The 26,322-nt window shown below is 66.9% G+C and carries 26 protein-coding genes; 9 read left to right on the forward strand and 17 right to left on the reverse strand.

Going from position 1 to position 26,322, the window contains the following annotated elements:
- Window position 1 precedes the first annotated feature (1 nt).
- On the forward strand, window positions 2-439 hold the full coding sequence (locus AC5P5V_RS02660; RefSeq protein ID WP_134968077.1) for a hypothetical protein: 438 nt from the start codon (window positions 2-4) through the stop codon (window positions 437-439).
- Window positions 440-475: 36 nt separating this feature from the next.
- On the forward strand, window positions 476-982 hold the full coding sequence (locus tag AC5P5V_RS02665; RefSeq protein ID WP_231352600.1) for a PaaI family thioesterase: 507 nt from the start codon (window positions 476-478) through the stop codon (window positions 980-982).
- 9 nt (window positions 983-991) lie between these two features.
- Here AC5P5V_RS02665 and AC5P5V_RS02670 read toward each other — a convergent pair whose 3' ends face one another.
- From AC5P5V_RS02670 to AC5P5V_RS02685, 4 genes are all read right to left on the reverse strand, one after another.
- Window positions 992-2,734 (reverse strand): GGDEF domain-containing protein, encoded by a 1,743-nt coding sequence (locus tag AC5P5V_RS02670; RefSeq protein WP_134968076.1) that lies wholly within the window; start codon window positions 2,732-2,734, stop codon window positions 992-994.
- Window positions 2,735-2,896: 162 nt separating this feature from the next.
- Window positions 2,897-3,922 (reverse strand): AI-2E family transporter, encoded by a 1,026-nt coding sequence (locus AC5P5V_RS02675; protein WP_053497611.1) that lies wholly within the window; start codon window positions 3,920-3,922, stop codon window positions 2,897-2,899.
- A 116-nt stretch (window positions 3,923-4,038) separates the two neighbouring features.
- Window positions 4,039-5,091: a sensor domain-containing diguanylate cyclase gene (locus tag AC5P5V_RS02680; RefSeq protein ID WP_061479183.1), complete on the reverse strand. Its 1,053-nt coding sequence runs from the start codon at window positions 5,089-5,091 to the stop codon at window positions 4,039-4,041.
- Between the two features lie 149 nt (window positions 5,092-5,240).
- Window positions 5,241-6,245, reverse strand: coding sequence for a LacI family DNA-binding transcriptional regulator (locus AC5P5V_RS02685; RefSeq protein WP_134968075.1), 1,005 nt, complete (start codon window positions 6,243-6,245; stop codon window positions 5,241-5,243).
- A 95-nt stretch (window positions 6,246-6,340) separates the two neighbouring features.
- Between AC5P5V_RS02685 and AC5P5V_RS02690 the strand changes: the two genes are divergently transcribed.
- The 5 genes from AC5P5V_RS02690 to AC5P5V_RS02710 are packed head-to-tail and all read left to right on the forward strand — an operon-like array spanning window position 6,341 to window position 10,973.
- Window positions 6,341-7,393, forward strand: a complete 1,053-nt coding sequence (locus tag AC5P5V_RS02690; RefSeq protein ID WP_134968074.1) for a sugar phosphate isomerase/epimerase family protein — start codon at window positions 6,341-6,343, stop codon at window positions 7,391-7,393.
- Between the two features lie 27 nt (window positions 7,394-7,420).
- Window positions 7,421-8,638, forward strand: coding sequence for a nucleoside permease (locus AC5P5V_RS02695; RefSeq protein ID WP_134968073.1), 1,218 nt, complete (start codon window positions 7,421-7,423; stop codon window positions 8,636-8,638).
- Between the two features lie 12 nt (window positions 8,639-8,650).
- On the forward strand, window positions 8,651-9,775 hold the full coding sequence (locus AC5P5V_RS02700; RefSeq protein WP_231352599.1) for a Gfo/Idh/MocA family protein: 1,125 nt from the start codon (window positions 8,651-8,653) through the stop codon (window positions 9,773-9,775).
- 19 nt (window positions 9,776-9,794) lie between these two features.
- Window positions 9,795-10,658, forward strand: coding sequence for a sugar phosphate isomerase/epimerase family protein (locus tag AC5P5V_RS02705; protein ID WP_154350381.1), 864 nt, complete (start codon window positions 9,795-9,797; stop codon window positions 10,656-10,658).
- Window positions 10,659-10,676: 18 nt separating this feature from the next.
- A complete protein-coding gene (locus tag AC5P5V_RS02710; protein WP_005415640.1) occupies window positions 10,677-10,973 on the forward strand; it encodes a c-type cytochrome in 297 nt (98 codons plus the stop codon).
- A gap of 10 nt (window positions 10,974-10,983) precedes the next feature.
- Here AC5P5V_RS02710 and AC5P5V_RS02715 read toward each other — a convergent pair whose 3' ends face one another.
- The 6 genes from AC5P5V_RS02715 to AC5P5V_RS02740 form a co-directional block, all read right to left on the reverse strand.
- Window positions 10,984-11,742: a 3-keto-disaccharide hydrolase gene (locus AC5P5V_RS02715; protein ID WP_061479188.1), complete on the reverse strand. Its 759-nt coding sequence runs from the start codon at window positions 11,740-11,742 to the stop codon at window positions 10,984-10,986.
- On the reverse strand, window positions 11,742-12,317 hold the full coding sequence (locus AC5P5V_RS02720) for a gluconate 2-dehydrogenase subunit 3 family protein (protein WP_134969200.1): 576 nt from the start codon (window positions 12,315-12,317) through the stop codon (window positions 11,742-11,744). The genes AC5P5V_RS02715 and AC5P5V_RS02720 overlap by 1 nt, the downstream gene beginning before the upstream one ends.
- The gene (locus tag AC5P5V_RS02725; protein WP_134969201.1) at window positions 12,317-14,002 is read right to left on the reverse strand and encodes a GMC oxidoreductase; all 1,686 of its coding nucleotides are present in this window, start codon (window positions 14,000-14,002) and stop codon (window positions 12,317-12,319) included. Before AC5P5V_RS02725 ends, AC5P5V_RS02720 begins: the two co-directional genes overlap by 1 nt.
- A gap of 27 nt (window positions 14,003-14,029) precedes the next feature.
- Complete coding sequence (locus AC5P5V_RS02730) at window positions 14,030-14,926, reverse strand: hydroxypyruvate isomerase family protein (RefSeq protein ID WP_181357916.1); 897 nt, start codon at window positions 14,924-14,926, stop codon at window positions 14,030-14,032.
- A gap of 210 nt (window positions 14,927-15,136) precedes the next feature.
- Window positions 15,137-15,919, reverse strand: coding sequence for an SDR family oxidoreductase (locus AC5P5V_RS02735; RefSeq protein WP_061479191.1), 783 nt, complete (start codon window positions 15,917-15,919; stop codon window positions 15,137-15,139).
- A complete protein-coding gene (locus AC5P5V_RS02740) occupies window positions 15,916-16,242 on the reverse strand; it encodes a nuclear transport factor 2 family protein (protein ID WP_061479192.1) in 327 nt (108 codons plus the stop codon). Before AC5P5V_RS02740 ends, AC5P5V_RS02735 begins: the two co-directional genes overlap by 4 nt.
- Before the next feature lie 98 nt (window positions 16,243-16,340).
- On the opposite strand from AC5P5V_RS02740, the gene AC5P5V_RS02745 reads away from it, so the two are divergent.
- Window positions 16,341-17,252: a LysR family transcriptional regulator gene (locus AC5P5V_RS02745; RefSeq protein ID WP_061479193.1), complete on the forward strand. Its 912-nt coding sequence runs from the start codon at window positions 16,341-16,343 to the stop codon at window positions 17,250-17,252.
- 123 nt (window positions 17,253-17,375) lie between these two features.
- On the opposite strand, the gene AC5P5V_RS02750 is transcribed toward AC5P5V_RS02745, so the two are convergent.
- Window positions 17,376-17,948: a single-stranded DNA-binding protein gene (locus tag AC5P5V_RS02750; protein ID WP_043034165.1), complete on the reverse strand. Its 573-nt coding sequence runs from the start codon at window positions 17,946-17,948 to the stop codon at window positions 17,376-17,378.
- A 291-nt stretch (window positions 17,949-18,239) separates the two neighbouring features.
- Between AC5P5V_RS02750 and AC5P5V_RS02755 the strand changes: the two genes are divergently transcribed.
- Window positions 18,240-19,271, forward strand: coding sequence for a LacI family DNA-binding transcriptional regulator (locus AC5P5V_RS02755; RefSeq protein ID WP_134969283.1), 1,032 nt, complete (start codon window positions 18,240-18,242; stop codon window positions 19,269-19,271).
- 124 nt (window positions 19,272-19,395) lie between these two features.
- On the opposite strand, the gene AC5P5V_RS02760 is transcribed toward AC5P5V_RS02755, so the two are convergent.
- From AC5P5V_RS02760 to AC5P5V_RS02785, 6 genes are all read right to left on the reverse strand, one after another.
- Complete coding sequence (locus AC5P5V_RS02760; RefSeq protein WP_061479195.1) at window positions 19,396-19,701, reverse strand: hypothetical protein; 306 nt, start codon at window positions 19,699-19,701, stop codon at window positions 19,396-19,398.
- A complete protein-coding gene (locus tag AC5P5V_RS02765) occupies window positions 19,698-20,162 on the reverse strand; it encodes a GNAT family N-acetyltransferase (protein WP_134969282.1) in 465 nt (154 codons plus the stop codon). Before AC5P5V_RS02765 ends, AC5P5V_RS02760 begins: the two co-directional genes overlap by 4 nt.
- 140 nt (window positions 20,163-20,302) lie before the next feature.
- Window positions 20,303-20,689 carry an SseB family protein gene (locus tag AC5P5V_RS02770; RefSeq protein ID WP_134969281.1) on the reverse strand — a complete coding sequence of 129 codons (387 nt, stop codon included), beginning with the start codon at window positions 20,687-20,689 and terminating at the stop codon, window positions 20,303-20,305.
- A 127-nt stretch (window positions 20,690-20,816) separates the two neighbouring features.
- On the reverse strand, window positions 20,817-22,532 hold the full coding sequence (locus AC5P5V_RS02775) for an alpha-amylase family glycosyl hydrolase (RefSeq protein WP_134969280.1): 1,716 nt from the start codon (window positions 22,530-22,532) through the stop codon (window positions 20,817-20,819).
- Window positions 22,532-24,019, reverse strand: coding sequence for an MFS transporter (locus AC5P5V_RS02780; protein ID WP_134969279.1), 1,488 nt, complete (start codon window positions 24,017-24,019; stop codon window positions 22,532-22,534). The genes AC5P5V_RS02775 and AC5P5V_RS02780 overlap by 1 nt, the downstream gene beginning before the upstream one ends.
- Window positions 24,016-26,217, reverse strand: coding sequence for a glucosidase family protein (locus AC5P5V_RS02785; RefSeq protein ID WP_231352598.1), 2,202 nt, complete (start codon window positions 26,215-26,217; stop codon window positions 24,016-24,018). The genes AC5P5V_RS02780 and AC5P5V_RS02785 overlap by 4 nt, the downstream gene beginning before the upstream one ends.
- Between the last annotated feature and the right edge of the window lie 105 nt (window positions 26,218-26,322).

Raw genomic sequence — 26,322 nt, forward strand, 5'->3', positions numbered from 1 at the left:
CATGGATCTGTTCGCCTGGCTCGCGTTCGGCTGCTATCTGTTGGCGTTCTTCATTGTCTCGCTGTTTGCTGCGGCCTATCTGAAACGCTCCGACTTCATGCCCTACCACGGCCAGGCCGTGGGCAGGCCGTGGGCGGAGATCGACCCGCGCATGCAGGTGCTGCTGATGGCACTCATCCGCGTGGTCGGCGCCGGTTGGATCGCGCTGGCCGGCGCCGGCGCGATGCTGGCCTGGCTGATCTTCTTCGGGGGTCACCTGGCACTGCCGCAGCTGCTGGCGTTCCAGCTGTTCTGTCTGGTCGCCACCCTGCCGCCGGTCCTGGTTGCGTCCGGCGTGCGGCGACGCACCGGTGCGCGTACTCCGGTACCCGCCGGCGCCGCGGTGGTGCTGCTGTCGGTCATCGGATTCGTGCTGGCGCTGTTGTCGCTACCGCAGTGAGTTCCCTTTCTCTCCCCTCCCCCACGAGGCTCCACGATGAACCCCGAATCGATCTTCTACAGCGTGGTCAACGGTGATCTTCCACGTTCCCAGGCCGGCACCCTGCTCGGCTGGCGCTTCATCGGCTATGACGATGCACTGCGTCGCATCCAGGTCGAGTTCGACGCCGGGACGGTGCTCACCAACCCGATGGGCAACGTGCAGGGCGGATTCCTGTCAGCGATGCTGGACGACTGCATGGGGCCGGCGATCTACGCCACCCTGCCAGCCAACCGCATCGCGGTCACGGTGGAATCCAAGACCAGTTTCGTCAACCCGGCACGGCCGGGGCTGATCATCGGCTGGGGCGAAGTCGAGCACAGCAAGGGCAGCATCGCCTTCACCCGTGGCTGGCTGACCGACCCGGCCGGCAAGGTACTGGCTACCGCCAGCGCCACCTTCCGGGTGGGTGCGCTGCGCTGGCGCGGGCTCTCGATGCCGCGTCCCATCGCGCGCCGGATGATCGCGCGCACGCTGCGGCGCGTGCATGCGCGCATCGGCTGATGCGTGTCCTCAACGTGCGTTGCGGCCGCCGCCGGCCACCCGCACGCGGTCGCGGCCCTGCGCCTTGGCCTGGTACATGGCCGCGTCGGCGGCGCGCAGCAGGGTGCGCCAGCCCAGCGCATCGGTGCCCCCCTCGGCTACGCCGAAGCTGGCAGTGACCCGCAGCACGTTGCCTGCGGCCAGTGCGATGTCCAGCTGCCGCATGGCCACGCGCAGCGACTCGGCCAACTGGCGGCCGCCGTCCAGATCGCCGTCGGCCAGCAGCACCAGGAATTCCTCGCCACCGTAGCGGGCGATGCTGTCGCTGCGGCGCAGGTGGCGCTGCAGCAGCTGTGCCACCTGCACCAGCACCTGGTCCCCAGCAGCATGCCCATGGCCGTCGTTGATGGCCTTGAAGCGATCGATGTCCAGCAGGATCACCACCGCGCTGTTGCCACCGTCGGCATGGCGCTGCTGCACCCTCTGGTCCAGCGCGCGCCGGTTCAACAACCCGGTCAGTTCATCGGTGCCGGCCAGCTGGCGCAGCTCGCTGGTCAATGCCGAGCGCTCGCGCGACTTCTCGCGCAGCACTTCGATGGCATCGAACAGGCGCTGCATCTCGGCCAGCGGGTGGGTCACGTGCTGTTCCGGGCCGGGCGCTTCCGAGGCGATCTGGATCACCTGCTTCTGTGCCTGCAGCAGCGGCCGCAGGATCTGCAGATGGGCAATGCGCAGCGCCACGCCCAGCACCACCAGCGTGCCAAGCACCGTCGCCACCAGCACCACCAGGCGCGTCGCTTCGCGGTTGCGGGTGCGCTCGAAACGGGCGATGGACACGCTCAGGTAACCGTCACGCAGCGCTTCCAGCGACCGCAGGGTCGGTACGTAGCGCGTGGTGAACTCGGCGGCGGTCCACGGCGGCGACACGCCACGCCGTCCATCTTCGATCAGCCGTTCGATCATCGGCAGCGATTCGCCGAAGAACTGCCGGCGTGCCATGTCCCAATGCCAGGACAGCGTCGGATCGCTGCGGAACACGGCGTCATGGCTGCCTGCCAGCCGCCACAGTTCCAGCAGGCGGCCTTCGGTCTGCAATGCCGCCCGCACCTGTTCGTCACGCCAGGCCCCCGGTACCGCCACCGGCGCCATCACGTTCGAGGCCAGGCGGCCGCCATGCTCGCGCAGGTCGATCAGCACCTGGCCCTGCATCGCCGGGATCGCCGCTTCGCGGTCGGCACTGACCAGCACGCTGATCTGCGTCGAGGTCAACACGTGCAGGCGATCGACCACGGCGAACATGCTGCTGATCGCGCGCTCCACGTCTTCCACCCGGCGCGCGTCGTGCGGCTGTGCCGCCACCTGGTCCACCGCGGCCCGCGCCGACTGCAGGCGACGTCGCGCGTCGGCCAGCAGCCCATGTTCGTCGACCACGCCCGGATCGGCCTTGAACACGGTGTCCAGTTGCAGCAGGGCGGTGTCGACCCGCTTGCGCGCAACCGCCAGCTGCGCGGCCAGCCGCGCCTGTTCGGCCGCATCGGCCGTATTGGCTCCCAGCAGGCTGTTGGCGGGGCCGCGCTCGGCCGACACCCGGTTGGCCAGGTCGAAGGTCTGCTGCAGCCGGCGCAGGCTGACCAGGTTGTCCTCGGCGGCGGTGAAGCGCAGCGTGCCCTGCACCAGTGCGATGGCCATCAGCGGCAGCGTACAGACTACGAACAGCCCGGCCAGGATCCAGACCCAGGTCCGCAATCCGATGGGCGACGCCTTGCGGGCCATGCACATTTCCCCTGTCGTGCGGAACACTGTAGCGACCGTCTGCACAGGCGCCAAGCCGCTAGCGGGCCAACCGTGGCCGTCGGTACACCGTGCCCGCCGCGAACGCACCGACAAGGCCGCGCGGACACTCGAATCGGGACAAATACGTCATGCCCCGCCGCGTCAGATCCAGCGCTGGTCGACCAGTTCGCGCTTCACGTAGGCATAGAACACCGGCGCGGCGACCAGGCCCGGCAGGCCGAAGGCCGCCTCCATCACCAGCATGGCCAGCAGCAGCTCCCAGGCACGCGCCTGGATTTCGCCACCGACAATGCGCGCGTTGAGGAAGTACTCCAGCTTGTGGATCACGATCAGGTACAGCAGCGCCGCCACCGCCACGTAGAACGAGACCGACAGTGCGACGATGGTGATGATCGTGTTGGAGATGATGTTGCCCACCACCGGTAGCAGGCCGGCCAGGAAGGTGATCAGCACCAGGGTCTTGGACAGCGGCAGGTGCACTCCGAACAACGGCAGCACGCCCAGCAGGAAGATCGCGGTGAACACGGTGTTCAGCAGCGAGATCTTCACCTGCGCGAACACCACCTGGCGGAACGCGGTGGCCAGGCGGCTGGTGCGCCCGACCAGCTCCTGCGCCAGCGGACCCATCTTCGGCAGCGGCAGTTCGTCATACAGTGCGATCATCGCACCCAGCACCATGCCGATCAGCACGCGAACACCCACCTGGACCACCGAGGTACCGGCCACGCCCAGCTGGCGCTGATGCTCGGCGGCCCAGTCGTTCAGCGCCGCGCGCAGCGCTGGCATGTCTTCGGGAATGTAGGGTTGCAGCAGCGCCGGCACCTGGTGCCGCGAGGTGTTGAGGATCTCCATCAGGCGCGCCAGCAAAGCATCCGGGCCACCGGTCTCGTTGCGGAAGAACGAGGCCACGCCGATCCCGGCCAGCACCAGCGCGCTGATGATGATCGCCGACAGCACGATCACGGCGATTGCCCGTGCGCGTCCCGGCGGCAGCCTGCCTTCCACGGTGGAAGCCAGCAGGTGGGTCAGCTGGAACACCAGCAGGCCGGACAGAAGGGTGACCACCAGGCCCAGTTTCAGCGCCAGCCACATGCCCAGCAGCATCATCAGCCACGCCGCGATCCTTGGAATGGGGGGCTTGGGCTGGGCAACGAGAGCGTCTTGCATGGGAGCGCGTCCGGGCGGGGTGGCCCATGGTAGAGGATTGGCGTGCCGATTCCGCGTGCAGGATGAATGGGTATTTCATCCTCGTTCGGCGGCAGCCGTGCCGTCCCCACGCGCGCTCACTCGCCGTAGCTGGCGGTGTTCTTGCCCTGGCGCTTGGCGTGGTACAGCGCGCGGTCGGCCAGTGCCAACCAGTCCTCGACACTGCCGCCACGCGGCGTGGCCGCAATGCCGATACTGACGCTGAATTCCACACCCGGCGTGGCCTGCCGCGCGGCCTCGAGCAGGTGCAGGCGCACCCGCTCGGCCACGTGCATCGCATCGACGGGCGCGCAGTCGCGCAGCAGCACGACGAACTCATCGCCCCCCAGGCGCGCGGGCGTATCACCGGGCCGGGCAACGGTGCGCAATGTCGCCGCGATATGCCGCAGCACCTCGTCACCGGCGCGGTGGCCATGCGAGTCATTGATGCGCTTGAAGTCGTCCACATCGAGCATCAGCAGGCAGGCAAACCCGCCCTGGCCCTGTGCCCGGTCCAGCGCCTGCTGCGCACGCAGGATCAGGAAGCCACGGTTGGCCAGCTCGACCAGCGGGTCCATCCGGCTGAGACGCTGCAGCTGGCGGTTCTGCGATTTGACCCGGCGCGCCAGCTGCCAGCTGAGAATGCTCAGGCCGATGCCATACACGAACAGGAACGGGACACTCAGCACGATCGTGCGCTGCGAGGTGACCGGCTGGTAAGGGAAGCCGAGCACCCACCAGGTGAGAGCGAAGCCCAGCATCAGGGCCAGCGTGGCGCGCATCGCCAGGCGAACGCCACCGGCAGCGATCTTGTCGGCCACCAGCAGTGCGGCGAACAGTGCACTGGGCACCGCGCTCAACGCCATGAAGGCGATCCAGCCACCACCGAAAAAGGAGTCGGCCACCATGCAGCGGAACTGGACGAGCGCGGGCTGGCCGGAGCGCTGGGTCAGCATCAATGCCAGCGCAGGCCACGCCAGCGCGTTGAGCAGCAGCAGGACCCACGCCAGCGGCCCATCGTGGCGCTCGAGGATGATCGAAGCGATGGGGATTGCCCCCAGTGCATTGCCGACGAAACGCATCCAGCCGATGCGACGTGCCGCGCCAATGCCTTCGACCGCGCCTTCCGCCGAATCGGTGAAGAATGGCATTGCCCCCCCCTTGCGCGATCGCACCTGCTGCCACGGCCCTTGCCGGGCTGCCTGCGATGAGTCTGACAGCTTTGCGTCAATTCGGGATCAAGGTCGCGGCACGACGCGCGGGCCGGCCGCCCTGCTCCGGCTGCCCTGCCTCGCCTGCGCTACCGCCCAGGCGCCGCTGTCGAACCGCGCAGCATGAAGCTGAACTCCAGCGTCTGCTGAAGCGGTACATCGACCTGTTCGATGATGGCGAGCAGCAGGTTGACCGCGCGCTCACCGATTTCACGCATCGGCTGCCGGATGGTCGTCAGCGGCGGGGTGAGATAACGCGAAGAGGCCAGGTCGTCGAAGCCGACGATGGAGAGCGCTTCCGGAACGCGGATGCCCCGGTCGCGACAGGCCGCCAGTGCCCCCAGTGCCATCTGGTCGCTGAAGCAGAACACCGCGGTCGGCACGGGCGTGCCGTCCAGCAGCGCCATCACCGCCGCATGCCCGGACTCAACGGAAAAGTCCCCGGGCACGATGCTCAGCTGGCGCAGGCGACCCCGCGCCTTGCCGGCGGCCCGGACCCCTTCCAGCCGCTGCTGGTGCAGGGGGTTGTCAGGTGGCCCGCCGACCACGGCGATCCGTTCGTGCCCCAGGCCGTACAGGTGCTCCATCACCGCGCGTGCGGCGGCCGCGTTGTCGATATGGACGCTGGGGATGCCCAGTGCGGGGTCGAACTCGCATCCATTGACCACCGGCGCAGCTGCGCCGCGCTGCTCGACGATTTCGCGCGCGGTCGGTGGCAGGCGATGGCCCAGCACGATCATGCCGTCGGCCTCATTGCGCCGGAGCATCTGTGCGTAGCGCTCCTCACGATCGGGTTGATGCTGGGTATCGCCCAGCAGAACCGCGTAGCCGACCGCCTGCGCGGCCTCCTCCGCACCCTGCAGGATCTGTGCGAAGAACGGATTGGCGATGTCCGGGACGGTGACCAGGATCTTGCCGCTGCGCTGGGTCTTGAGCGTGCGGGCCACCGTGTTGGGCACATAGCCCAATGCGGCGGCGGCCTGCTCGATGCGCGCACGGGTGGCCGGCAGCACCTTGTCTGGCCGGGAAAGCGCCCGTGACACCGTGCCTGCGGAGACGCCGACGTGCCTGGCGATGTCGTAGATGGTGGCCATGGCGTTAGTTCTCCTGTCCGCTGTGCAGTGCACAACAGGTCCTGCGTGCGCCCCTGCTAGGATAATGCAATCGATTGCATCGAGGGCGAATCACGTTGAAGACGCTCAAGGGTCCAGCGCTGTTCCTGGCGCAGTTCATCGGCGACACAGCTCCTTTTGATCGGCTGGATACGCTGGCCGGGTGGGCCGCGGGTCTGGGCTATTCTGGCGTACAAGTTCCCACCTCCGCGCCCCACCTGTTCGATCTGGCCGAGGCGGCACGCAGCCAGGCGTACTGCGACGATGTTGCCGGCATGCTGGCCGGGCACGGTCTGCAGATCACCGAACTGTCGACTCATCTGCAGGGGCAACTGGTCGCGGTCCATCCCGCCTACGACAGCCTGTTCGACGGATTCGCACCCGTAGACGTGCGCGGCAACCCGCCCGCGCGCCAGGCCTGGGCCGTGGAGCAGCTGCGGCTCGCCGCGCAGGCGAGCCAGCGCCTCGGGCTGAGCGCGCACGCCACGTTCTCCGGTGCGCTGGCCTGGCCCTACTTCTATCCGTGGCCGCAGCGCCCGCCGGGCCTGGTGGAAGAAGCCTTCGCCGAACTCGGCCGCCGCTGGCGCCCGATCCTGGATGTGTTCGATGCCTGCGGCGTGGACCTGTGCTTCGAGATCCACCCGGGCGAGGACCTGCATGACGGTGCGACCTTCGAGCGCTTCCTCGATGAGGTCGACCATCATCTCCGCGCGAAGATCCTGTACGACCCCAGCCACCTGCTGCTGCAGCAGATGGATTACCTCGGTTTCATCGACCGTTACCACGCCCGCATCGGCATCTTCCACGTCAAGGACGCGGAGTATCGCCCCAGCGCGCGCAGTGGCGTGTATGGCGGCTACCAGGACTGGATCGATCGTCCGGGCCGGTTCCGCTCACCCGGTGACGGCCAGATCGACTTCAAGGCGATCTTCTCGAAGTTCGCCCAGTACGACTTCCCCGGCTGGGCGGTGCTGGAGTGGGAGTGCTGCCTGAAACACCCGGAGGACGGCGCGCGCGAGGGTGCCGCCTTCATCCGCGATCACATCATCCATGTAACCGAACGCGCCTTCGACGACTTTGCCGGGAGCGCCACGGACGCTGGATCACTGCGCCGCATGCTGGGAATCTGAGCCAAGACCGCCCCGGGAGGGCAAGCCATGACGCACGCCATGTCGCGCCTGGGCGCGATGATGTTTCTGCAGTTCTTCATCTGGGGGGCGTGGTTCGTCACCCTGGGCACCTACCTGGTACAGGGCCCGCTGCAGGCCAGCGCAAGCCAGGTGGCAACGGCGTTTCTCAGCCAGTCCATCGGTGCCATCGTGGCACCGTTCCTGGTCGGCCTGATCGCAGACCGCTATTTCGCGGCGCAGCGCATCCTGGCGGTACTGCACCTGGCCGGCGCGGTGCTGATGTGGCTGGCGTCCACCGCCACCAGCTTCAGCGTGTTTTCCGCGTGCGTCATGGGCTATATGCTGCTGTTCATGCCGACGCTGGCACTGGCCAACAGCGTGGCGATGCGGCACATGCAATCGCCGGAGAAGCAGTTCCCGCTGGTACGCGTGGCCGGCAGCGTCGGCTGGATCGTCGCAGGGGTGCTGATCGGCTGGCTGGGCTGGGAACAGGCGCATCGGCTTGAACTGACCTTCCGGATGGCGGCGGCGGCATCGCTGGTGCTGGGCCTGTATGCGTTCACCCTGCCGCACACGCCGCCACTGGCACAGCAGCGCGATGCCGGGCTGGGGCAGATCCTGGGACTGGATTCGTTGCGGCTGCTGAAGTCGCGCGCCTACCTGGTGTTCTTCCTGGCCTCCATCGCCATCTGCATCCCGTTGTCGTTCTACTACAACTTCACCAATCCGTATCTCAACGACCTGGGCGTGCAGGGCGCGGCCGGCCTGCAGTCGCTGGGCCAGGTGTCCGAAGTGCTGCTGATGCTGGCCATGCCGTTCCTGTTCGTGCGGCTGGGGGTGAAGACCATGCTGGCGGTCGGCATGGCGGCCTGGGTCGTGCGCTACGCGCTGTTCGCCTTCGGCGATGCGGGCAGTGGCTTCTCCCTGCTTGTGATCGGCATCGTACTGCATGGCATCTGCTACGACTTCTTCTTCGTCACCGGCCAGATCTACACCGATGCCCACGCCGGCCCCGCCGCGCGCAGCAGCGCGCAGGGCTTCATCACCCTGGCCACCTATGGCGTGGGCATGCTGATCGGCACCTTCCTGTCCGGCGCGGTAGTGGAGCACTTCACCACTGCAGCGGGCCCGGACTGGCAGCAGATCTGGTTGTTCCCGGCCGGCGTGGCACTGGTAGTGCTGATCGCCTTCCTGCTGCTGTTCCGCGACCGCCCGGTAGCGGCGGCCGCGTCGTCCACACCCTGAGGAGACCGGCCGATGCCCCCGCTTGGAATCGCCATCGTTGGTACCGGCATGATCGGCGCGGTGCATCGCCGCGCGGCACTGCTGGCGGGCGCCGAGGTGCGCGGCGTGGCCGCCTCGTCGCCGCAGCGCGCGCGCGAGGTGGCGCACGCGTGGAATGTCCCGCGCGCCTATCGCGATATCGAGGACGTCGTCGCTGATCCCCAGGTACAGGTCGTGCACATCTGCACGCCCAACCACCTGCACCGCGCGATGGCGCAGGCCGCACTGGACGCCGGCAAGCACGTGATCTGCGAGAAACCGTTGGCGACGACGCTGGACGATGCGCAGGCGCTGGCGGCGCTGGCCGCCTCGACCGGATTGGTCGCCACCGTCCCCTTCGTCTACCGCTACCACCCGGTGGTCCGCGAGGCACGTGCACGCATCGCGCAGGGCGACCTGGGGCCACTGCACCTGATCCATGGCAGCTACCTGCAGGACTGGCTGCTGGACCCGGCCAGCAACAACTGGCGGGTTGACCCGGCACTGGGTGGCACATCGCGCGTGTTCGCTGACATCGGGTCGCACTGGTGCGACCTGGTTGAATGGGTCAGCGGCGAGTGCTTCGCCGAAGTGAACGCGGCGTTTGCCACGGTGATCCCCGAGCGCAGCGCAACCACCTCCCAGAGTTTCAGCACGCCGGCGACAGACGGCGCAAAGCAAGCGGTCGAGAGCGAGGACGTGGCCGCAGCGATGTTCAGGACCGGCGCGGGCACGCTGGCGTCATTGACGGTCAGCCAGGTCTCGGCCGGACGCCACAACCGGCTCTGGTTCGAGATCGACGGCGCCAACGCCAGCGTGGCGTTCAACCAGGAGGATGCCGAGCGGCTGTGGATCGGCCTGCCCGAGCAGCGCGAGGAAATCTTCGTGCGCGGCCCGGGCGCCGGCAGTGCCGAACAACGCCGGTTGTCGCCGCTGCCAGCGGGGCACGCGCAGGGCTACGGGCAGTGCTTCGAAGCGTTCGTGGCCGACACCTATCGCGCCATTGAAGGCGAGCGGCCGCAGGGCCTGCCCACCTTCGAAGACGGCCTGCGCTCGGCGCGGATCGTCGATCGTGTCATTGCATCGGCCAGGTCACGCACCTGGACCGCCATCGGTTGAATCCCGGGAGGACCTGTTGATGAACATCCCTGTCCGTAGAACTGCAATCCTCGTCCTGCTGCTCGCCGCCCTGCCCGCCTTCGCAGGAAACACAGCCGGTGCGCAGAAGCCCATCGCCGTGCAGATGTACACGCTGCGCAACGCCGGCCCGCTCGACCAGCAGCTGAAGATCGTCCACGACGCGGGCGTGCGTGCGGTGGAGACCGTCGGTACGCAGAATGCAAGCGCTGCGGAACTGAAACAGTTGCTGGACCGTTACTCGATCAAAGCGGTTTCGTCGCACGTTCAGCTGGCCGAGCTGCGCGACAACCTGGATGCCGTGGTGGCCTTCAACCGCTCGATTGGCAACAGCACGCTGGTGGTGCCCTACCTGGACCAGAAGGACCGTCCGCGCGATGCCGCCGGCTGGACCGCATTGGGCCGGGAGCTGGGCCGGATTGCCAGGCAGGTGCGTGGCAAGGGGATGCAGCTGGCCTACCACAACCACGACTTCGAGCTGGTCGACTTCAATGGCAGGACCGGACTGGAGCTGCTGTTCGACGCCGCCGGCCCCGAGCTGCAGACCGAACTGGACCTGGCCTGGGTCGCGCGCGCGGGCCTGGACCCGGCCGTGATGCTTGGCAAGTTCCGCGGCCACATGTTTGCGGTACACGCCAAGGACAATGCGCCCAAGGGCCAGGCCGAAGACGAAGGTGGATTCGCTGCGGTCGGCCAGGGCGTGCTGGACTGGGACGCGATCCTGCCGGCCGCCGCCACCGCTGGCGTGCAGTGGTACATCGTCGAACACGACCAGCCACGCGACCCGGCCAAGGTCATCCAGGCCGGCGCAGACTACCTGCGTGAACACCTGACCACCAACCCGCCCACCCGTGCCCACCGCTGACGCATCAAGGAGCCCCACATGAAAATGATCCTGGCAGTGGCCGTGGCCCTGGGCGGCATGAACGTTGCGACGGCAGCGTGGGCCAAGGACGACCCGGCCGCCGGCGCGAAACTCTACGCCCAGCACTGCACCGCCTGCCACGGTGCTGAACGCACCGGTGTACCGCCGACGTTCCCGGCGCTCACCGATGTCGGCAAGCGGCTGCAGCCCGCCCAGGTCAAGGACAGGATCAGGAAGGGCGGCGGTCTGATGCCCCCCTTCCCGCAGCTGTCACAGCAGGAGATCGATGACATCGCCAGCTACCTGGCGAAGTAGCGGGTGGGCGCTACAGCTCGCGCACCCAGATGTTGCGGTAGCTGACCCTGGAGTCATGTTCCTGCAGATACAGCGGCGCGCACCCATGCGGTGCGTACGAAGGCGCACCGATGTATTCGGTCCTGCCCGCCAGCACGGTGTCGTCCTGTACCAGCACGCCGTTGTGCAGCACGGTGATCCGTGCGGGCGACGTCAGGCCGCCGCCCGGCGAGAAGCGCGGGGCCTTCCAGAGGATGTCGTAGACCTGCCACTGGCCCGGTGCGCGCGAGGCGTTCACCCGTGGCATGGCCTGCTTGTAGATCGAACCCGCCTGGCCATTGGCGTAGGTCGGGTTGTGGTAGCTGTCGAGTACCTGCAACTCATAGAGTCCCTGCAGGAAGATCCCGCTGTTGCCCCGGTTCTGGCCGTCGAAGCCCTTCGTTTCGGTGGGCGTACGCCATTCGACATGCAGCTGGACATCGCAGAAGGGTTGCCGGGTACGGATGCCCTTGCTGCCCGGAACAACCGTCATGGCGCCTCCGGCAACCTTCCAGGGCACGCGGCCACCCTGCTCCGATTCCCACGCGGAGAGATCCTTGCCATCGAACAGCACGATCGCATCGGACGGTGCCTTGCCGGGTGGCGTTGCCACGGTCGCGGGCACAGGGGTCCACACTTCCGTCTTCTTCGGGTCACGCACAGCGTCGGCACTGTCCTGTGCGAACGCAGATGCAGCGGCCAGCAGGCCGGCGGTGATCAACGCAGGGCGGATCATCAGGTTGGTGTCCATCAGCTGGTCCCCCAGGCAGGTGTGCCGGGGACATAGGCGAGGTCACCGTCGTAGCGCCCCGGCACGGCGACGTACTGCAGCACCCCGGTCGCACCGACCTTGGAGGTGAAGAAGCCGAAGATGGCCAGCTGCTTGATCATCGTGAAGTAATGCGGCATGGCTTCGCCCTCTTCGGGCGTTCCGGTCTCGGTCACGTCTGCATTGCGCGCCTTGGCTTCGGCATCCAGTGTACGCAGCAATCCGGTGCGCGCCTCCGGCGTGAGCGACACGAAGCGGCCACCGGCGCGCTTGTCGATGTCCGCCAGCCCGGCGCGGAACACCGCCTGCTGCCTGGCGGTGTAGCAGTCGCTGACGAACGTCGCCATGAACGCACCGGCGCCCGCGTCTTTCGCCCCGGGTGTCCGGGTCCGCGGCAGGATGGTCTCGGCAATCTCGTCCAGCGTGCCGATATCGGCATCGGAGAACGGAACCATCGCCCCGGCCGCTGGCGCTTTGCCTTGCACCAGCGCAGGCAGGCCGACCATGGCCGCACCGGTGGCGGCGACGATCATCTTCAGCAGTTCGCGGCGATCCATCACAGGTTCCCCGCTTTCAGTTCGCGCACGGCGTGGTCGGCCGCGCGCGCGGTCAGCGCCATGTAGGTCAACGAAGGATTCACGCAGGCGCTGGAGGTCATGCAGGCACCATCAGTCACATAGACGTTGGGTGCATCCCATACCTGGTTGTGCTGGTTCAATACCGAGCTCTTCCGATCACGTCCCATGCGCGCGGTCCCCATCTCGTGGATGCCCTTGCCCGGGGCATAGTCGTTGTCGTGCATCTTCACGTCCTTGACGCCGGCCGCCTCCAGCATCTCGGCGGCATCGGCGGCCATGTCCTTGCGCATGGCCAGTTCGTTGGCGCGCATGGCGACGTCCATCGCCAGCACCGGCAGCCCCCACTTGTCCTTGTGGTCGTGGTCCAGGCGGATCGTATTGTCGTGGTGCGGCAGCATTTCACCGAATCCGGTCATGCCGATGCGCCAGTCACCGGGCACGGTCAGCGCCTCCTTCAGGTCGGCACCGATGTTCAGCTCGGCGATCTCGCGCGACCAGCCGGTGCGGCTGGCACCGCCCTGGTAGCCGAAGCCGCGCAGATAGCCACGCTTGTCGGCGGCGACATTGCGGAACCGCGGAATGTAGAAGCCGCAGGGACGGCGGCCGAAGTAGTACTTGTCTTCGTAGCCCTCGACCCGGCCCGAGGCGCCCGCACCGAAATGATGGTCCATCACGTTGTGCCCCAGCTCGCCCGACGAAGAACCCAGCCCCCCCTCCCAGACATCGGTGGCCGAGTTCATCAGCAGCCAGGTCGAGTTGAAGGACGATGCGTTGAGGAAGATGACCTTGGCCGTGTACTGGTAGGTCTGCCCGGTCTCGGCGTCGATCACCTCCACGCCACGCGCGCGCTTGCGATCCTTGTCGTAGAGCACTTCCTTGACGATCGAGAACGGCCGCAGGGTCAGGTTGCCGGTCTTCATCGCCGCCGGCAACGTTGCCGCCTGAGTCGAGAAGTAGGCACCGAAGGGGCAGCCAAGGATGCACTTGTTGCGGTACTGGCAGTTGACGCGCCCCTGCTCGGGCATCGGCTGGGTGATGTTGGCGGTGCGCGAGTGGATCATATGGCGCGTTCCGCCGAAGGCCTTCTTGATACGCGCGGCCACATCCTTTTCGACGATGTTCAACGGGATCGGCGGCAGGAACTCACCATCCGGCAGCACGTCCAGTCCCTCGCGCGTGCCGGCGATGCCGGCGAACTTTTCCACATGGTCGTACCACGGCGCGATGTCGGCATAGCGGATCGGCCAATCGGTGGCGATGCCCTCCTTGAGGTTCGCCTCGAAATCCAGGTCGGAGAAGCGGTAGCTCTGACGGCCCCACAACAGCGAACGGCCACCGACGTGGTAGCCGCGGAACCAGTCGAAACGCTTGGTTTCGATGTAGGGTGAGTCCTGCTCGTTGGCCCACATTCCTTCCAGGTTCTCGGCGAGGCCGTAGTCGCGCATCAGCACCGGAAAAGCGGCCTTCATCGCCTGCGTCGGCCGGTTGCGATGCGGGAAGTCCCACGCTTCCTTCATCGCATTGACGTAGTCCTTGACGTGCTCGATGTTGCGCCCGCGTTCCAGCATCAGGACCTTCAGGCCCTTCTCGGTCAGCTCCTTCGCTGCCCAGCCGCCACTGATTCCCGAGCCAACAACAATGGCGTCGTAGTGATTATCTGCCATGGGTCTCTCACCTGGGTGGATATCGTTTCAGACGTCGCAGAGGCGGATCGCCTCGCGCAATGAAGCAACGGGATCGGGCGCGGCAGGCATGAACTCCTGCGCCAGATACCCCTTGAAACCGGTGTCGCGGATCGCGCGGCAGATGGCCGGATAGTTGAGCTCCTGCTGGTCTCCGATCTCGTTCCGGCCGGGCACGCCTGCGGTGTGGTAGTGCTTGAAACAGGCATGGTGTTTTCCGATGGTGGCGATGATGTCGCCCTCCATGATCTGCATGTGGTAGATGTCGTAGAGCAGGCCGAAATTGTCCGAGCCGAGCCGCTGGCACAGCTCCACGCCCCATGCGGAGTGGTCGCACAGGTAGTCGCGATGATCGACCCTGGAGTTCAGCAGTTCCATCACCAGCACGACGCCGCGCTTCTCGGCATGCCCGAGGATGCGCTTGAGGCCGGCTTCGGCATTGGCCAAGCCGTCGTGGGGGTCCATGCCATTGCGGTTGCCGGAGAAGCAGATGAGATGTCGGTAACCGGCATCGGCCACCAGATCGATGTGCCGCGTGTAGCGCTCTACCAGCTGGTCATGGAACTCGCGGCCGGCGAAACCCTTGGTCAGGCCCAGCTCCGCGCCGTTGCACATCGAGCTGTAGACGCCGTGGGCCTTCAGCGTGGGCCAGTCTTCGGGACCGACCAGGTCGATCGCGGCGAAACCGATGTCCTTCACCGTCGCGCAGAGCTGGGCAACCGACAGCTGCGGGAAGGTCCAACGGGCGACGGAGTGCTTCAAGGTGCCTTTGAGGGGGGCATCGGCCGCGAATGCAGGGAGCACACCTGCAGCCCCCAGGCCAATGCCGCCGGCAACCGCAAGGCGTAGCGCGTCGCGTCGCGTGATGCCCATCGCCGGGGCCGGTCTGATCGAATGGATGGACATCCATCTGCCGGCCTCCCAACCGACATCAAGCACTGAGGATTCACTGCAATGCAATCGATTGCACCATAGGGGAGGAATTTGTGTGTTTGCAAGTCGCAGTGCACGAAAATCAATGCTGCGAGGCACAACTCCGCAGCCGACCTGGCAAACAAAAGCCCCGCGTGAGCGAGGCTTTCCTTCTGGCGGTGGGAGCAGGACGACGCCTGTTGGCTACAGCGTCGAAATCGTGCCGCCGTCGATCCGATACTCCGTTCCGGCAATCGACGCCGACCGGGGAGACGCCAGGAACACAATCAGATCGGCCACCTCCTGCGGTGCCGCGGGCCGTCCCACCGGGATCCCGCCGAGCCAGTCCATGACCAGCCTCTTGCCACCTTCATAATCGGTTCCCGCTTCTGCCGCGATCCGCTCTGCAAATTCCCGGGATGCTTCTGTCTCGATCCAGCCCGGCGCTACGCTCAACACCCGCACGCCCTTGGGGGTGACCTCTCGTGAAAGCGACTTGCTGTAGGTCGTGAGTGCCGCTTTGGCGGCGGCATACGCGGTGGTGGACTCCGGCAGAGGCAGCATGCGCTGGATCGAACTGACGTGGATGATCACGCCAGCGCGCTGCGCGAGCATGGATGGCAGCAAGGCACGATCCAGACGCACCGCCGGCATCAGATTCAGGTTCAGCTCGGCAAGCCAGTGCGCATCACTGATCGCTGCGAAGCCGCCGCCAGGTGTCTTTGATCCCCCCAGCACATTGACCAGGATGTCTGCGCCGCCCCATGCCTGCAGCACGGCGTGGGCGAAAATGCCGGTGCCCTCGGCCGTCGACAGATCGGCGGCTACGTAGGCGACTCCTTCCACCGGGCGTGCCGGCAGGCTGCGCGCCGACGTCATCACCCTGGCCCCGGCCTCGGCGAGGGTCCTGACCACGGCCGCCCCCACACCGGCCGTGCCTCCGGTCACCACGGCCCGCAGGCCACCGAGTTGAAGATCGAAGCTCATGCGGTGATCTCCAGCGATGCGATCAGGCCCCGTTCCAGTTCGAAACGGTAGCTCAGCAGAATCGGACTGCTGGGGAAGTTGCCGCTCACGATGGCACGGACAACGTGGTGTTTCCCCTGCCGTTCGATGGCGCTCGGCACGCTGGTGGCGCTGTATTTGGCCGATGCCTCGGCCAGGAAGGCTTTGATGGCGTCGACGCCGACGAGGGTGTGCCCGTCGTCCTTCAGCACAGCCTGGGCGGCAAAACAACGCGCCAGCACTTCGGGGTCATGTTCGGCCGCGAAGTACGCGGCGATGGGTTCCGGGAGAGTCAACGCATTCATTCCTGGCTCCTGCAGTGGTGAGGCGCTCAGGATGTGCACGCAGGTCGGTTAAGTGAATGCCCTATAATCCGAATGGGTTATGTCACGAATCTTACATAATGCGCGGATCCGAGTTCGCTGAACTGAAGGCCTTCGTGGCGGTAGTGGAACGTCAGAGCTTCGCGCGGGCGGCGGAACATCTGGGGGTATCGCCCTCGGCCCTGAGCCAGACCATCCGTCAACTGGAAGGCCGTCTCGGCACCCGCCTTCTGAATCGCACAACACGAAGCGTGGCACCCTCGGCAAGTGGCGGACGACTGTACGCGCGCATCGCGCCGCTGTTCCAGGAGTTGGCGGTAGCGGTCGCTGAAACCAGCGAAGCGAGCGGACGGATCAACGGGACCCTGCGAATCAATACGCTGGGCATCGCCGCGAGAACACTGATTGCCCCGCGGCTTGCCCGCTTCCACCAGGCCTACCCTGATGTCGTTGTCGACATCGTGGTCGACGACGCGCTCAGCGACATCGTCAGTGGCCGGTTTGATGCGGGCATCCGCGTGGGTGGTCAGCTCGAGAAGGACATGGTGGCCATCCGCCTCACCCCGGACCTGAACATGGTGGCCGTGGCGTCACCGGATTACCTGGCACGCCGCGGAACACCGCGAATTCCGGCGGACCTGCAGGATCACGCCTGCATCAACTGGCGGCTGCAGAGTGACGGCAGGCAGTACCGATGGGAGTTCAAGAAGCGAGGCCGCCACCTGGAGGTCGCCGTGGACGGTCCTGTCGTCACCAATCACGCTGACGTCGGGATTGCAGCGGCACTGGCCGGCCTCGGAATCGCCTATCACTTCGAGCAGGATCGCGTGGGGGAACTGCTGGCCCAGGGATTGCTGGTGCGGGTACTGGCGGATTGGTCGGTCTCGCGCCCCGGGCTTTTTCTTTACTACCCGAACAGGCGGCACCGCCCCGCCCTGCTGGGTGCGTTCATTGATTGCCTGCTGGACCAGGGCGTGTTCGGTAATCGGTGACAACATCGAGGAACGTCCGCATCGGCCGCCGCCGGACAACAGGATCCCGGCAGTGCCTCAAGAACGACAAGGGCCCCAGGCAGGCATGCCAGGAGCCCTTGTCGGGATGCACCGAAGATGCGCTTAGAACGGAATATCGTCGTCAGCGAAGTCGTCCATCGGCGGCGCCTGCTGCGGCTGCGGACGCTGGTTGCCTCCCTGGTTGCCGTAACCGCCGCCCTGGTTGCCGCCCTGGTTGCCATAGCCACCGCCCTGGCCACCACGCTGGCCGCCGCCACCGCCGCCGTACTCCTGGCGCGGCGCCTGCTGGCGCTGCGGACGATCGCCGCCGTAGTTGCCGCCACCGCCGCCGCCGCCTTCACCGCGGCCGCCCAGCATCTGCATTTCATCGGCGATGATATCGGTGGAGTACTTCTCCACGCCGTCCTGGCCGGTGTACTTGTCGTAACGCAGGCTGCCTTCGACGTAGACCGAGCTGCCCTTGCGCAGGTACTCGCCGGCGATCTCGCCGAGCTTGCCGAAGAACACCACGCGGTGCCATTCGGTGCGCTCCTGCTGGTTGCCATCCTTGTCCTTGCGGACGCTGGTGGTGGCCAGGCTGATGCGGGTGATCGCCATGCCGCCCTGGGTGTACTTCACGTCCGGGTCGTTGCCGAGATTGCCGACCAGGATGACTTTGTTGATGCCGCGCGCCATAGGTACCTTCGTCCGTTGTCCAGGGGCAGACCGCCAGTGATAGCACAGCCCCGGGCGGGGTGCAGTACGCTGGGCCGCCCCTGGTGAAATTTGGGGGAATGCGAGAACGACGCATCTTACCATTGCCGCCGCCGTCCGCCCGGTCAGGAGACCCCGACCGCCCCGAAGGATCAGGCTGATTTCCTTGTCCGGCAATGACTTACCTGCGCCCCGACCGACGTTCAGAGGGGCATTCGCGTCGGCGCATGGCATCATGCCCGGGCACCTTCCATCTGCCCGCTCCGCCCGCCCATGACGATCAAAGGCAAAGCCACCTCCCTCGACATCGCCCACCTGGCCGGGGTCTCCCAGCCGACCGTGTCGCGGGCCCTGCGCGGCAGCCCGATGGTCAACGCCGAGACCCGCGAGCGCATCCTGCGCATCGCCCGCGAGCTGAACTACAAGGTCGACAAGAACGCCTCCAGCCTGCGCCTGCGCAATGCCGGCACGCTGGCCCTGCTGTTCTTCGAGGACCCGACCAACGACGACTCGTTGATCAACCCGTTCTTCCATTCGATGCTGGGCTCGATCACCCGCGCCTGCGCCCTGCACGGGCAGGACCTGCTGGTGTCGTTCCAGCAGCTGTCCACCGACTGGCAGGCCGATTACGAAGACAGCAACAAGGCCGACGGCATCATCCTGCTCGGCTACGGCGACTACCACGAATCGCGCGACCGCCTGCAGCGGCTGGTCGAACAGGGCACGCACTTCGTGCGCTGGGGCGCCGCCCTGCCTGGCCAGCCCGGTGTCTCGATCGGCAGCGACAACTTCCAGGGCGGGCATGACATCACCACCCATCTGCTGCTGCAGGGCTGCCGCCGCATCGCCTTCCTCGGCCATGCCTCCAGCCACTACCCCGAATTCCAGGAGCGCTACCGCGGCCACGTCGCGGCCCTGCAGGAACATGGCCTGGCCGCCGAACCGCCGCTGCAGCACGACGCCATCACCACCGAAGCCTCTGGCCAGCAGGCCTGCCAGGCGCTGCTGGCGCGCGCTGAACCGGTCGATGCGATCTGCGCGGCCAGCGACCTGATCGCCATCGGCGCGATCCGCGCCCTGCGCGAGGCCGGGCTGCGGGTACCGCAGGACGTGGCGGTGACCGGCTTCGACGATATCCCGTTGGCCGCTTCGGTATCCCCGGCGCTGACCACGGTGCAGCAGGACACCAAGCAGGCCGGCCAGCTGCTGGTGGAGCGCCTGCTGACGCTGATCGGCCGGCAGCCGGTGGAGAGCCAGAGCATCCCGGTGAAGCTGGTGGTAAGAGAGTCTTCGGTCCGCGATTGAGGCCCCCCTGCGCGGAGCGGTCAGCCGCCAAGTGCGGCCGCGCCACTCGGGCGGCCTCACCGTCGGCGATCACACGTTGCCGGCCAGGCAATGGAAGCGGATCTCCGGCGATGTACTCACGGGCTCACCGCGGACTGCGCGGCGGCGACGGCCGGGGCCCCAGCACCGCCAGCAGCACGTAGACCACGATCGAGGCGACGGTACCGAGTGCTGCCGTCACCCCGAATGCCCAGGCCGAACGGCCCTGCCCGCGTGCCCACTGCCCCAGATGCCAGGCGGCGCCCAGGTTGATCAACCAGGCAATGACAAACACCGGCCATTGCACCATGCCTACCGCGCGTAGCACGGGCATGGACACCAGCGCGGCGACGATGGCAGCGATCAGGAAGATCAGGGCCGAGCGGGAATGGTGTGCTGTGGAAACGCTCATGCGACCAACCTGCGCACCATCAACAGCACGCGATAGCTGCGGTTGTCGGCTTCCTGCAGCGGCTTCCAGCCTAGCCGAGCGTACAGGCCGCCATCCAGCGCTTCGGTCTGTAGATACAACTCGGAAACCCCCATCCGCACCGCCTGCGCCGTTGCCTGCTCCACCAGCGCACCAGCCAGCCCACGCCCGCGATGGCTGTCGGCCACGAACACGCTGCCCAGCCAATGTTCGTACTGCGGGAATGCCTGCATCTCCCTGCGCTTGAGCTGCACGGCACCGACCAACTGGTCTCCATCGAAGGCGGCGATCAGGTGCGGGAAACCTTCGGCGTCCTGCGGCGGATTGAGCCGCTGCAGTTCCTGTTCCAGTGTCAGGCCGGCGTCCTGGCCCCATTGTGCGTGGTACCACTCGGCCAGTTGCTGCCGTTCCGGTGCGCCAGCGGGTAATACCCTGAATTCCATGGCAATGCCTTGATCCCGATATTGCCCAAGAGGATCACGGACCGCGCTCGAAGGGAAGCCTTCTGTAGAGTCGCGCCGTGCTCGACTGATCCGGCATGGCGCGAACGGCAGCCGAGCATGGGCTCGGCTCTACATGACAATCAACCCTGGGCGAAGTCCTTCAGGATCTCGCCGACGCCGCTGGGCGAGATCTCGAAGCCCAGCGGGGTGCCGGGGTTGATCACCACGCCGTAGCCGCCGGGCACGCGGCGCAGCACGTCCAGCATCAGCCAGCGGATCTGGTGTTCGGCCTGCTGGCTGTAGATGCCCACCCGCGATGGATCGGTGAACACGGCCACGTGCAGCGTGCCCTGCTTGTCGAACAGCAGCGGGTCGAAACCGCTGCCATCGGGGGTCACCAGGCTGCCGGTCTGCAGCACCACCTCGGAGGCGACGAAGGCTTCCATGAAGGCGCGGATCGGCACCTCCCCATCCATCGCCGCCTTCAGCAGGGTTTCGATCGGGGTCTGCGGAGCGAGGTCGGTCATGGCGATACGGCGGGGAGATAGGGGCTCGTATTGTAGAGCCGAGCCCACGCTCGGCTGCCCCTATCTTTACTCCTCAGAAGCGCAGCCGAGCATTGGCTCGGCTCTACAGCCGCCTGGCCCAGGCCGATCAACGCCCCAGACGCACGTCCCGCGCCTTCTGGTCGGCCATCGCCTTGTCCAGTTCGGCCTGCAGTGCCGGCTGCTGCACGGGCGCATCCAGCACGTAAACCTTCACCCCATGCGCCGGCACGTCGGTCTTCAGCTGCCGCTCGACCTTCACCGTGCCGCCATCCAGCGCGTCACGCCACGTGCCGGCCTGCAGGTAGCGGTCCACCTCGAAGGTGCGCGCCACATCGCCCTTGTTCAGCAGCACCAGCGCCGTCTGCGTCACGTCACCGTGCTGCAGCACGCGGAAGAACACGGCCTCATCGCCCTGCAGCCGCTCGTTCACCTGCAAGCCACGCTGCAGTGCCGGGGTCGCTTCACGCAGTTTGGCGATACGCTGCAGCGGCGCGAAGATCGGGCTCTGCGGCGCAGCGTCCACACGCGGCTGGCCGAAGTAGGCACGGTTGCCTGCGTGCTCGGCGCGGCCACGCATGAAGCCGGTCTCCGAGCCGTAATAGACCACCGGAATGCCGCGTGCGGTGAACAGCCAGTTGTGCGCGTCGATGAAGCCGTTGTCGCTGGCCTGCAGGCGCGGCATGTCGTGGTTGTCGTAGAAGCTCATCAGCTCGTACGGATTGGCATACGGGCCGCCGCTCAGGTGCAGCGGCTCGGCCAGGGTCTCGAAGCCCTTGCCGGCGGTGCCGAAGGTCTGCTCCAGAGCACCGCGCAACGGGAAGTCGAGCACGCTGACATTGGCGTTGGCCGGCCAGGTGTGCTCGGCAATGGTCGCCGCGTTGTAGTCGAAGGCTTCGCCGAACATGAACATGCCCGGGTGCTCGGCGCGGATGCGCTTGACGAATTCATGCCACCACGGGTGCGGCAGCCAGCCGATGGTGTCGATGCGCAATGCGTCCACGCCCTGCGCGGTCCACTGCAGGTAAGCGCCGACCAGGTAATCCATCACCGCCGGATTGTCCTGGTTGAAGTCGGACAGCTCGGCCAGGTTGCCGTCGAAGATCGAGCCGTCCTTGCTGTCGACCGGACCGATGTTGTTGTAGAACGCGTGCAGCGGGTTGTGCTTCGGGTCCAGCTTCTGCGGCGGCAGGTTCTGGTGGTCGGCGATCAACTTTCCATCCTTGTCGAAGATCTGACCGAACTGCGGTTGCCGTGTCGGCATGGTCCAGGCCGGCGAACCGTGGTTGCCGACGATGTCCAGCACCACCTTCAGGCCGGCACCGTGCAGGCCCTTGGTCAGTCCGGCGAAGTCCAGGTCCCTGCTGGGCAGGTGCTCATCGAGTCTGTAGAAGTTGATGCCCCAGTAGCCGTGGTAGCCGGTCTTGCCGCGGTCGGTCAGCGTGCTGGTGCAGCTGATCGGCTTGCTGCCGGTGAAAGCTTGGTCGGGGTTGTCGATGATCGGCGTGATCCACACCGCGCCGAACCCCAGGTTGCGGATGTACTGCGCATTGTCGAGCACGCCACGGAAGTCGCCGCCGAGGTAGCCGATGTTGCCGTCCACCTTGTCCGGGCATGGCAACGGGATGTCGAAGGTGCGGTGCGCGCCACCCTGGCCGCGATGATCGTTGGATGGATCACCGTTGACGAAGCGGTCAGTGACCACGAAGTACACCGCATCGCTGGCGAACGGTTCGGTGGTGCCGACGTAGTCCGGGCGCGGCGTGGCCACGGCCTGGCCGGCGAACAGGGCAAGGGAAACGGCAACAGCCAGTACACCACGCATCACACCACCTCCGGACGGGACGGAACCCGCAGCACGCACAGGCCGGCGACGAACAGGCTGCAGCCGCCCAGCACCAGCACATGCATCGGCTGGCCACCCAGCCATGCGCGCAGGGCAAAGCCGAGCGCACTGGCCGCCACCAGCTGCGGGATCACGATGAAGAAATTGAAGATGCCCATGTACACACCCATCTTCGACGCAGGCACGCTGTCGGACAGCAGTGCATACGGCAACGACAGGATCGATGCCCAGGCAAAGCCCACACCTACCATCGACAGCAGCAGCCAGTGCGGGTCGCGGATGAACATCAGCGAGACCAGGCCGGCAGCGCCCAGCCACAGGTTGACCAGGTGGCTCCAGCGCAGGCCGATCGCACGCACCATCGGCGGAATCAGCACCGCCGCCAGCGCAGCGAAGCCGTTGTAGGCGCCAAACAGCACGCCCACCCAGTTGGCACCTTCGTTGTAGGCCGCCGACTGTGGATCGGTCGAACCGAAGTGGGTACCGGCCACCGCAGCAGTGGTGTAGATCCACATGGCGAAAAGCGCGAACCATGAGAAGAACTGCACCCACGCCAGGCGGCGCATGGTCACTGGCATCGCGCGCAGGTCGCCGACGATGGCGGCCAGCATATGCGTGGCCGGCAACGCGCGCGCGGCCGCCAGCAGCAGGCCGTAGCCGGCGCACAGGCCTGCCAGCACGTACAGCATCCTGTCGCCTTGCCGCCAGGTGATCAGCAGCGCCAACAGCACACCCAGCCCTAGCCACAGGGCCACCCGCGTCCATGGCGCCGGGCCGTTGATCACCGCTCCCGCATGATGCGCCGGCGGCTCGGCATCATCGAAGGCAGCCAGCTCTGCTGGTGAATATTCGTGGGTGCTGACCACCGTCCACGTGATCGCCGCCAGCAGCACCGCCGCGCCGAAGTAGAACGCATAGCGCACGGTGTCCGGCACCTCACCGGCGGCGGCCGTATTGGCAACGCCGAAGTGGGCCAGGATGAACGGCAGGAAGCTGGCGACGATGGCGCCCACACCGATGAAGAAGCTCTGCATCGCATAGCCGGCCGGACGCTGGCGTGGCGCCAGCTGGTCGCCGACGAAGGCTCGGAACGGCTCCATCGATACGTTGATCGAGGCATCGAGCACCCACAGCGTGCCGGCCGCGATCCACAGCGTCGGTGAATTCGGCATCACCAGCAGGGCCAGCGTGGTCAGCACCGCACCGATCATGAAGAACGGACGGCGCCGCCCCCAGCGCGTCCAGGTGCGATCGGACAGGTAACCGATCACCGGCTGCACCAGCAGGCCGGTCAGCGGCGCGGCGATCCACAGCCCCGGTACCGCGTCGATGTCCGCGCCCAGCGTCTCGAAAATTCGGCTGGCGTTGGCATTCTGCAGGGCGAAGCCGAACTGGATGCCGAGAAAACCGAAACACATGTTCCAGATCTGCCAGAACGACAGCTGGGGTTTGGCGGGGCGATTCATCGCGCGCCCTCTACGGCCACGGGCGCCACCGTCAGCGCCTGCACCTGCGCCTGGTTGAGCACGCCGTCGCGCCCGCCCTTGCCCCCGGTGTAGTGCGCGAAGTGCTGCAGTGTGCTCATGTTGAAGCCCTCTTCAAGCGTGACCGCGCATCGGCCCTTCGGCACCGGGAACGTCGCCGAGGTCGAGTCCTGCACGGCCACGCTGTGCGGCAGGGTGACGGTGTGCCGCTGCAACGGCTGGCCCGGGCACTGCAGCACCAGCTGCTTCACCGCGGCGGTCACGCCCGTGTTGATCGGCCCATTCGCGTTGCTGTACTGCAGGCGCAGGCGCACCTGCCCCGCCTTGGCCGAGGTGAACTGCCAGCGCTCGGCACCCTTCAATCGCTGCTGCGGACCGACGCAGACCATCGGACTGTGCAGCGATTCCAATGCGCCGCCGCGCCGGGTCAGGCTCAGGCAATGCTGCAGGCCATCGTCACCGATGCGTGCCAGGCCATTGCTGGCGGTGAGCGCGCGGCCGTCCTGCCACAGCACCTGGCCGGCAGCGACCTCGACATTCCAGCCCCTGCCCTCGCGTCGCGCCTGCGGTGCGGCCGGCGTGGCCGGTGCGCGCGCATTGGCGTCGGCCGTCGTCGCCACGCTGCGCGGTGCCGCTGCGGTGGCCACCAGCTGCACGGTGGTGGTGGCACCACGCGTCTTTACCTCGCCCGCCACCAGCAGGCCATCACCCACCTGCTTCGGCCGCTCCAGCACATAGCGCTTGCCATCGGCCTCCAGGGAGATGCGGCGCTGCTTGCCGAACAGTTCGGGGACCAGCGCGGCTGGCAGCTTGGGCTGCACGCGGCCATCGTCCTGCACGCCGAACACGCCCTCGACCACCATCGACAGATATCCAGCCACCGACCACAGCTGGCGCTCCGAATTGACGACCGGCCCGCTGAGCGCACCTTCATCGACATGCACGGCCTGGCTGACCAGCTCGTAGTTCTCCATGTTGGAGCCGGCCAGCGCGGCACCCTGCATCAGCGAGCGGATCTCGGCGGCAATGCGCGGCGCATCGTCCAGCTGCCGCGCCGCACGCAGCGAGTAGGCACTGACGAACGGCCAGATTGCCCGGTTGTGATAGATCGGCTGTTGTGCTTCCTGCGGCCAGACCACCGGGCTGCCGGCCGGGCCCATCGGATACTCCGCCAGCGCACGCCGCGCGCGCTCGGGCGGCAGCACCTCGGCGAGGATGCCCAGCGAGAGGCCGAGCAGATCGACCTTGGCGTACGGCACCGGGTGCGCGGCTTCGCCGATGTAGCTCATGTACTGGCCGATATCCTCGCGCCAGAAGCGCGCATCGATCTGCTGCGCCAATGCATCGGCCCAGGCCTTGTAGTCGGCAGCGCGGGCATCGCCGCGCTGCCCGGCCAGGCGTTCGGCCAGGCGCAGTGCCTGGTAGTGCAGCACGTTGGTGGACAGTGCGTAGGAATCACCGATGAAACGCACATCCTCGCGGGTCCAGTCTGGATAGGTCTGCTCACGCCAGTCCAGGAAGGAGGTCTCGCCGCGGTACAGGCCCATCCGCGCGTCGAACACCATCGCGCGGTCCTGCGCCAGCGTGCCCTGCAGCGCCTGCCAGACCTGGTCGGCAAACGCGCGATCCTCCAGCAGGTGACGCGCGGCCAGGAACCAGACCACGCGGTCGCTGCTGATCGGCCAGCTGCCGCCGGAGCCGGTGTCCTGCGCAACGAACAGGCCGGGCGTATGGCCATCGCGCGCCGCCGACAGCTTGAACTGCAGCGACTGCCGGGTGCGCTTCGGGTCCAGGCGTGCGAGCGCCAGATCGGCGGCAAAGCTGACATCGCGCGTCCACACATAGGGCCAGCGCGCGCCGGTCTGGAAGCACTCGCAGGGCACCGGCCGGCCTTCGTCGAAGGCGGGATCACGGATCGCATCCACGCGGTCCTGGTCCATCTCCTGCTGGGCCAGTGCGAACAGGGCATCGAACATCACGCTGCCGGTCTGGCTGCGCATCGGCATCGGCGCGATGCGCACCTCGCCGCGCCCTTCCGGTGTGCGCGCATGCAGCACGAAGCTGCCCTTGGCAGCGGCTTCGGCGCGCGCATGGCGGCCGTCGAATTGCAGGTCGGCCGCCTGCGCGGTCGTCCCCAGCGCTGCCCCCAGGGCAGCGGTCAGACAAATGATCTTCAGCATCGAAGCGGCGGACCGGCTCGCGCCCGTCGGCCTCCCTCCCTCTCTGCACGCGTTGTAGGTCCGCACCGTCGTTGCCGGCGGGCGGGCGCGGCCCCTCCCTCAAGG

The organism is Stenotrophomonas sp. YJH_SMC_130, from assembly GCF_059369035.1.

Excerpts from the sequence above, each read along its gene's own strand:
- AC5P5V_RS02750 (WP_043034165.1), bottom strand. The coding sequence starts at position 17,948 with ATGGCGCGCGGCATCAACAAAGTCATCCTGGTCGGCAATCTCGGCAAC.
- AC5P5V_RS02675 (WP_053497611.1), bottom strand. The coding sequence starts at position 3,922 with ATGCAAGACGCTCTCGTTGCCCAGCCCAAGCCCCCCATTCCAAGGATC.
- AC5P5V_RS02715 (WP_061479188.1), bottom strand. The coding sequence starts at position 11,742 with ATGGACACCAACCTGATGATCCGCCCTGCGTTGATCACCGCCGGCCTG.
- AC5P5V_RS02760 (WP_061479195.1), bottom strand. The coding sequence starts at position 19,701 with ATGAGCGTTTCCACAGCACACCATTCCCGCTCGGCCCTGATCTTCCTG.
- AC5P5V_RS02710 (WP_005415640.1), top strand. The coding sequence starts at position 10,677 with ATGAAAATGATCCTGGCAGTGGCCGTGGCCCTGGGCGGCATGAACGTT.
- AC5P5V_RS02745 (WP_061479193.1), top strand. The coding sequence starts at position 16,341 with ATGCGCGGATCCGAGTTCGCTGAACTGAAGGCCTTCGTGGCGGTAGTG.
- AC5P5V_RS02755 (WP_134969283.1), top strand. The coding sequence starts at position 18,240 with ATGACGATCAAAGGCAAAGCCACCTCCCTCGACATCGCCCACCTGGCC.
- AC5P5V_RS02705 (WP_154350381.1), top strand. The coding sequence starts at position 9,795 with ATGAACATCCCTGTCCGTAGAACTGCAATCCTCGTCCTGCTGCTCGCC.
- AC5P5V_RS02770 (WP_134969281.1), bottom strand. The coding sequence starts at position 20,689 with ATGACCGACCTCGCTCCGCAGACCCCGATCGAAACCCTGCTGAAGGCG.
- AC5P5V_RS02775 (WP_134969280.1), bottom strand. The coding sequence starts at position 22,532 with ATGCGTGGTGTACTGGCTGTTGCCGTTTCCCTTGCCCTGTTCGCCGGC.
- AC5P5V_RS02670 (WP_134968076.1), bottom strand. The coding sequence starts at position 2,734 with ATGGCCCGCAAGGCGTCGCCCATCGGATTGCGGACCTGGGTCTGGATC.
- AC5P5V_RS02700 (WP_231352599.1), top strand. The coding sequence starts at position 8,651 with ATGCCCCCGCTTGGAATCGCCATCGTTGGTACCGGCATGATCGGCGCG.
- AC5P5V_RS02780 (WP_134969279.1), bottom strand. The coding sequence starts at position 24,019 with ATGAATCGCCCCGCCAAACCCCAGCTGTCGTTCTGGCAGATCTGGAAC.
- AC5P5V_RS02665 (WP_231352600.1), top strand. The coding sequence starts at position 476 with ATGAACCCCGAATCGATCTTCTACAGCGTGGTCAACGGTGATCTTCCA.
- AC5P5V_RS02695 (WP_134968073.1), top strand. The coding sequence starts at position 7,421 with ATGACGCACGCCATGTCGCGCCTGGGCGCGATGATGTTTCTGCAGTTC.
- AC5P5V_RS02720 (WP_134969200.1), bottom strand. The coding sequence starts at position 12,317 with ATGGATCGCCGCGAACTGCTGAAGATGATCGTCGCCGCCACCGGTGCG.
- AC5P5V_RS02685 (WP_134968075.1), bottom strand. The coding sequence starts at position 6,245 with ATGGCCACCATCTACGACATCGCCAGGCACGTCGGCGTCTCCGCAGGC.
- AC5P5V_RS02765 (WP_134969282.1), bottom strand. The coding sequence starts at position 20,162 with ATGGAATTCAGGGTATTACCCGCTGGCGCACCGGAACGGCAGCAACTG.
- AC5P5V_RS02730 (WP_181357916.1), bottom strand. The coding sequence starts at position 14,926 with ATGTCCATCCATTCGATCAGACCGGCCCCGGCGATGGGCATCACGCGA.
- AC5P5V_RS02660 (WP_134968077.1), top strand. The coding sequence starts at position 2 with ATGGATCTGTTCGCCTGGCTCGCGTTCGGCTGCTATCTGTTGGCGTTC.
- AC5P5V_RS02735 (WP_061479191.1), bottom strand. The coding sequence starts at position 15,919 with ATGAGCTTCGATCTTCAACTCGGTGGCCTGCGGGCCGTGGTGACCGGA.
- AC5P5V_RS02740 (WP_061479192.1), bottom strand. The coding sequence starts at position 16,242 with ATGAATGCGTTGACTCTCCCGGAACCCATCGCCGCGTACTTCGCGGCC.
- AC5P5V_RS02785 (WP_231352598.1), bottom strand. The coding sequence starts at position 26,217 with ATGCTGAAGATCATTTGTCTGACCGCTGCCCTGGGGGCAGCGCTGGGG.
- AC5P5V_RS02725 (WP_134969201.1), bottom strand. The coding sequence starts at position 14,002 with ATGGCAGATAATCACTACGACGCCATTGTTGTTGGCTCGGGAATCAGT.
- AC5P5V_RS02680 (WP_061479183.1), bottom strand. The coding sequence starts at position 5,091 with ATGCCATTCTTCACCGATTCGGCGGAAGGCGCGGTCGAAGGCATTGGC.